This is a genomic window from Herminiimonas fonticola, assembly GCF_040395855.1.
In the GTDB taxonomy this organism is placed as follows: Bacteria; Pseudomonadota; Gammaproteobacteria; order Burkholderiales; family Burkholderiaceae_D; genus Oxalicibacterium; species Oxalicibacterium fonticola_A.
This window is the reverse complement of the sequence record NZ_JBEBPO010000135.1, coordinates 1-4,807: the sequence shown is the minus strand read 5'-3', so window position 1 is coordinate 4,807 and position 4,807 is coordinate 1. Positions and strand designations below refer to the sequence as shown.

Annotated in this window: 6 protein-coding genes; 4 read left to right on the top strand and 2 right to left on the bottom strand. The window is 53.5% G+C overall.

Annotated elements, in window-relative coordinates; genetic code table 11:
• Together ABWP27_RS12300 and ABWP27_RS12295 are read right to left on the bottom strand one after the other, a co-directional pair.
• Positions 1-618, bottom strand: a 618-nt coding sequence (locus tag ABWP27_RS12300) for a GGDEF domain-containing protein (RefSeq protein ID WP_353157265.1), incomplete at its 3' end; no start/stop codon positions are given.
• Positions 619-810: 192 nt separating this feature from the next.
• Positions 811-1,221, bottom strand: a complete 411-nt coding sequence (locus ABWP27_RS12295; protein WP_353157262.1) for a hypothetical protein — start codon at positions 1,219-1,221, stop codon at positions 811-813.
• 110 nt (positions 1,222-1,331) lie between these two features.
• Between ABWP27_RS12295 and ABWP27_RS12290 the strand changes: the two genes are divergently transcribed.
• From ABWP27_RS12290 to ABWP27_RS12275, 4 genes are all read left to right on the top strand, one after another.
• Entirely contained in the window at positions 1,332-2,021 is a 690-nt protein-coding gene (locus ABWP27_RS12290) for a response regulator (RefSeq protein WP_353157259.1), read from the top strand.
• Positions 1,996-3,405 carry a sensor histidine kinase gene (locus ABWP27_RS12285; RefSeq protein WP_353157256.1) on the top strand — a complete coding sequence of 470 codons (1,410 nt, stop codon included), beginning with the start codon at positions 1,996-1,998 and terminating at the stop codon, positions 3,403-3,405. Before ABWP27_RS12290 ends, ABWP27_RS12285 begins: the two co-directional genes overlap by 26 nt.
• A gap of 122 nt (positions 3,406-3,527) precedes the next feature.
• Positions 3,528-4,220: a TerC family protein gene (locus ABWP27_RS12280; RefSeq protein ID WP_353157253.1), complete on the top strand. Its 693-nt coding sequence runs from the start codon at positions 3,528-3,530 to the stop codon at positions 4,218-4,220.
• A gap of 57 nt (positions 4,221-4,277) precedes the next feature.
• The gene (locus ABWP27_RS12275) at positions 4,278-4,706 is read left to right on the top strand and encodes a universal stress protein (protein ID WP_353157250.1); all 429 of its coding nucleotides are present in this window, start codon (positions 4,278-4,280) and stop codon (positions 4,704-4,706) included.
• Positions 4,707-4,807: the final 101 nt, after the last annotated feature.

The following is a 4,807-nucleotide window of genomic DNA, read 5'->3' as shown; positions in this document are numbered from 1 at the left end:
CGCTACACGTTTCAGGCAATCGTCGCCCTGAATATGGCCATAGTGGTCATTGTATTGTTTGAAGTAATCGATATCCAGCATGATGACGGAAAGCGGCTGATGATTGAGTTTGGCATTGGCCCATTCGGAGGTCATGATGGAATCGAACATGCGCCGGTTGGCGACGCCGGTCAAGCCATCCTTGAAGGAAAGCGTTTCCAGTTCCTTTTGCAGATCGATGAGCTTGGCTTCGGTTTTCTTGCGTTCGCTGATATCGAACATGAAACCGATCAGCGCTTCGACTTCACCATCGGCATTGCGCATGACGTGCACCACATCGCGTATCCATACATAGCTGCCGTCCTTGGTGAGCGCGCGATAATCTGCTTCATGATCGGTGCCGGCCTTGGATTGGGATACGCAGAAATTAACGACCCATTCGCGGTCTTCCGGATGCATTCTTTCCGCCCAATCCTGCGCGCTTGCCCAGCTCGATGACGGCCAACCGAGCAGCGTTTCTATCTGCGGGCCGATGTAAGCGAAGGTCATGCTCTTCCAGTCGATTTTCCAGGGAATTGCCTTGGTGGATTCGAGCAGGGTTTTGTAGACGGCGTGGTCTATGCTTGCAGTATCGGTCATTGTGGTGCTTTTACGCTGTGATCGGAAACCGTGAGCAAGATGTTTGCCCGGTGCTTGATGGCAACTTTAGCATGCACTGATCCAGTACGGCACATAAAAAACGCCCGTATACCATCAAGGCGGTACGGGCGTTATGGCAGCCGGTGAACGGCGTGCTGATAATGGCAGGGTTGGCCTGCCGTTAAAGGCAGATTATTTTGCCGTCGATGCTTTTACATCAACGTGTGCTTCGGTTTTCTTTTCAGTGGTATTGGCGTGGGTCTTGGTTTTTTTATGGTCAGCTTTTGCATGTGCTTTTGCGTCGGTCTTGGCTGCTGCAGCATCTGCTTTGGCATCAACTTTGGTTTCCGATTTTTCAGCTTTTGTGACGGGCTTCTCTGCCTTGACTTCCGCTTTTACGGTAGCAGGTGTGCTGGCTGGGGCAGGTGCTTGTGCAAAGGCGACGGAGGCAAACAGACCGGCAACCAGGGTAGCGATTAATTTGTTCATTGTTGTGCTCTCTCTCAAATGTATAAAGTGCGGATTGATCTTCATCCGTACTTTCCTTAACGCCAGTTGTGAACCGTGGTTGACGGTAAATGTGGTTGTTACACTTTGTTTCATCTAGGCCGGTTTGCCTGAAAAGTGCTTTGTAATGTTTGTAAGGAAATTAATGGCAAACGATGGCATGCTTGCGTAATAAAAGAAGGGGTGAAGAAGGGGCGACTGTTTCCATGCGTATTTTGATTGTTGAAGATGATGCCGTACTCGCTGCTGCCTTGACGCGTGCCTTGACGCAGGCCGGCTATGCCGTTGATTATGCCGATAACGGCGAAGATGCAAATCGTGCGTTGAGCAATGATGCTTATGCACTGGTGTTACTGGATATTGCATTGCCGAAGATGGATGGCCTTGCCGTATTGCGACGTTTGCGCGAGCGCAAGTCACGTGTGCCGGTATTGATACTGACTGCGCGCGATACGCTCGACGATCGTGTGGCAGGGCTCGATCTGGGTGCCGACGATTACATGACCAAGCCGTTCGATTTGCCGGAGTTCGAGGCGCGCGTTCGTGCGCTGATACGACGCGGGCAGTTCGATGCCGGCAAGAGCCTGACGCATGGCGGATTGCGCTTCGATCTGGAAGCACATCGCTTATTCCATAACGACGTACCGGTGGAATTGTCGGTGCGCGAACTGGCGGTGTTTGAAGTGTTGCTGTCGCGCCAGGGCCAGGTCGTGACCAAGGAACAGATGGTGGACCGGCTGTTCGGCTGGGGCGACGATGGCGGCAGCAATGCAATCGAAGTATACGTACATCGCATGCGGAAAAAACTCGAACCATACAACATCATTATCCGTACCGTGCGCGGCATGGGTTATCTGCTTGAAAAATCCGGTGAAAAAGAACGCTCGGAAATCTGACCGCAATCCGACTTTGCGCAGCAGGCTGCTGCGTCTTGTACTGGTTCCCCTTTCTCTGATCCTGCTGATCGATATTGTCGGCAGTTACTTTGTCGTGCGCCATGTCGCCAACGATGTGTACGACGTCGAATTGAATGAAATTGCACGCGAGTTGCTGCTGCATGTCACGCACAGCAAGGGCGAGATGGGGTTTGATCTGGAGCCGGATGCCGAGCGCACGCTGTTGCTCGACAAGGAAGATCAGGTGTATTACGCGATACGCACGATGGACGGCAATCTGATTGCCGGCGATCCGACATTGCCGGTACAGACGGTCATCAAGAGCGGCAAGGACACCGCGTATTACGATGGTGTACTGCAGGAGCAATCGGTGCGCGTCGCGCTGTTTCGCGGTCAGCCCTTGCTGCATCCGGCTACCGAGCCTGTGATGATTCAGGTGGCTGAAACACAGGTCAAGCGCGATCGTCACGAACGCGCCCTGTTGATTCAGCTGATTCTGCCGCAGGTATTGCTGATCCTGATTGCCGGCATTCTGATCTGGCGCGGTGTGGCGCATGGACTGGCACCGCTGCGCAAATTGCAGCAGGAAGTCGGCATGCGCTCGCATCTGGATCTCAGTCCGATTGCCGCGGACAAGGTGCCGGGAGAAGTGGAGCCGCTGGTCGGTGCAGTGAACGATCTGATGACGCGCGTCGATGCCGTGCTGGGTTTTCAGGGGCGCTTCATTGCCGATACCGCACATCAATTGCGTACGCCGGTTGCAGGCCTGAAGGCGCACATCGAGCTGGCCTTGCGCGAGAACGATCTGACGCAGGTCAAGCGCGCCCTGGGTCATTTGTATACGAGTGCAGAACGTTTGTCGCGACTGGTGTCGCAGCTGCTTTCTCTTGCTCGGAATGAACCGAATAATGTAGCAGTCAATTTTGCACCCTTCGATCTCAACCAGCTGGCGCTGCGTGCCGCGCAGGAATGGGTGCCGCTGGCTTACAAGAAGCAGATCGATCTGGGATTCGATACGGCAGGGCAGCCGGTGCTGTTGAATGGCGAAGCGGCTCGCGTCACCGAGATGATCAACAATCTGGTCGACAACGCGATTCGTTATACACCGCCCGGCGGTCGCGTCACTGTGCATGTCCGGCAGGACGAGAATGCACATCTGATCGTCAGCGATGACGGTGCGCGCATTCCGGTGGAAGAGCGTACGCGCATCTTCGAGCGTTTCCATCGTTTGCTGGGATCGCATGAAGAAGGCAGCGGGCTTGGGCTTGCCATCGTGCACGAGATCGCTACCCTGCACAATGCGACCATCACGCTGGAAGACGATGTGGATGGCGTGGGCAATACGTTTACCGTTTCTTTCCCGGTGTCGCATGCGCCGGGCTGACAATCTGCTGTAAGTATTTTGTAATGTTGGTGAAAGCGGAATGTAATTTTCGCGAAAGTACAGCGTAAGCGCCGGTCTTTACTATGGAATGGCTTTCACAATAACCATAGAAGGAGACAGAAATGCTTGCGATATTAAGCGATTCAACCATGTGGGTGGCGCTGTTCCAGATCGTCATCATCAACATTCTTCTGAGCGGCGACAATGCCGTCATCATTGCACTGGCATGCCGCTCATTGCCGCCGAAGGAACAAAGAAACGCCTTCCTGATCGGCACCGTTGCCATCGTCATTCTGATGACCGCGCTCACAGCCTTTGCTTCATACCTGATGACCATTCCATACGTGGAAGTGGCCGGCGCCATCCTGTTGCTCTGGATCGGTATCAAGCTGTTGCTACCTGAAGAAGAGAACGAAGATGTCAGCGCCAGCGACAACTTCTGGGGCGCAGTAAAAACCATCATCATTGCCGACATCGTGATGAGTCTCGACAATGTGCTCGGCATGGCAGGTGCGGCCAATGGCCATATGGGCCTGCTGTTTGTCGGCATGGTGATTACCATTCCTCTGATCCTGTTCGGCAGCGCAATGCTGATGCGTTTGATGGAACGTTTTCCCATCATCGTTACGCTGGGTGCCGGTTTGCTCGGTTACGTGGCCGGCGAAATGGCGGTGGAAGATCCTGCACTCAAGGGTTTGATCGCCAACGCGCATTACCTGGAAATTGCCTTGCCTATTCTGGGAATACTGATTGTAGTCGGCACCGGAAAATTGCTGAGCTCGAGGCAAACGATTGCTGTGCCTACCGAAGGTTGATGCAGTGCAGATGACCGATAGACCACTTCAGATAGCGTTACATCAAGGAGATAAATCATGACCAACCTTCTGGTAGCAATCAATGACAGCAACGATATCGAATGCGCGCTCAAACACGTAATAGAACGCCATCGTACGCAGCCAGGCACGCTGTTCTTGTTGAATGTGCAAACACCGATTTCAAAATTCATCACGCGTTTTGTGAGCCGCAAGCAGGTTGAAGAGTTTCATCAGGAAAACGGCATGCAGATATTGCAACCGATGATAGATCGGCTGGACGCTGCCGGTGTGCCGCATCAGGAGCGCATCGTGGTTGGCCACAAGGCGGAAAGCATTGTGCAGTTTGCCCGTGAACATCATTGCGATCAGATCGTGGTGCCCAAGCATAAAAACGTTTTTGAAAATCTCGGCCTGGGTTCGGTCGGCAGCCAGCTGCGGCAGTTGATAGGTGCAGAAGGCAACTGCGATATCAGCGAGGTGTATTAACGCACTCTCCATCCGGCTTCATGGTTGCCGTATGCCAGGGCCGCAATGAAGCAAACCTTGTGTATCAGGCTCAGTCCTCAAGCTGAGTCTCTTGAGCCCGG

Bases quoted from the DNA above. Each gene is read 5' to 3' on its own strand.
- ABWP27_RS12295 (WP_353157262.1), bottom strand. From the start codon at position 1,221: ATGAAACAAAGTGTAACAACCACATTTACCGTCAACCACGGTTCACAA.
- ABWP27_RS12290 (WP_353157259.1), top strand. From the start codon at position 1,332: ATGCGTATTTTGATTGTTGAAGATGATGCCGTACTCGCTGCTGCCTTG.
- ABWP27_RS12280 (WP_353157253.1), top strand. From the start codon at position 3,528: ATGCTTGCGATATTAAGCGATTCAACCATGTGGGTGGCGCTGTTCCAG.
- ABWP27_RS12275 (WP_353157250.1), top strand. From the start codon at position 4,278: ATGACCAACCTTCTGGTAGCAATCAATGACAGCAACGATATCGAATGC.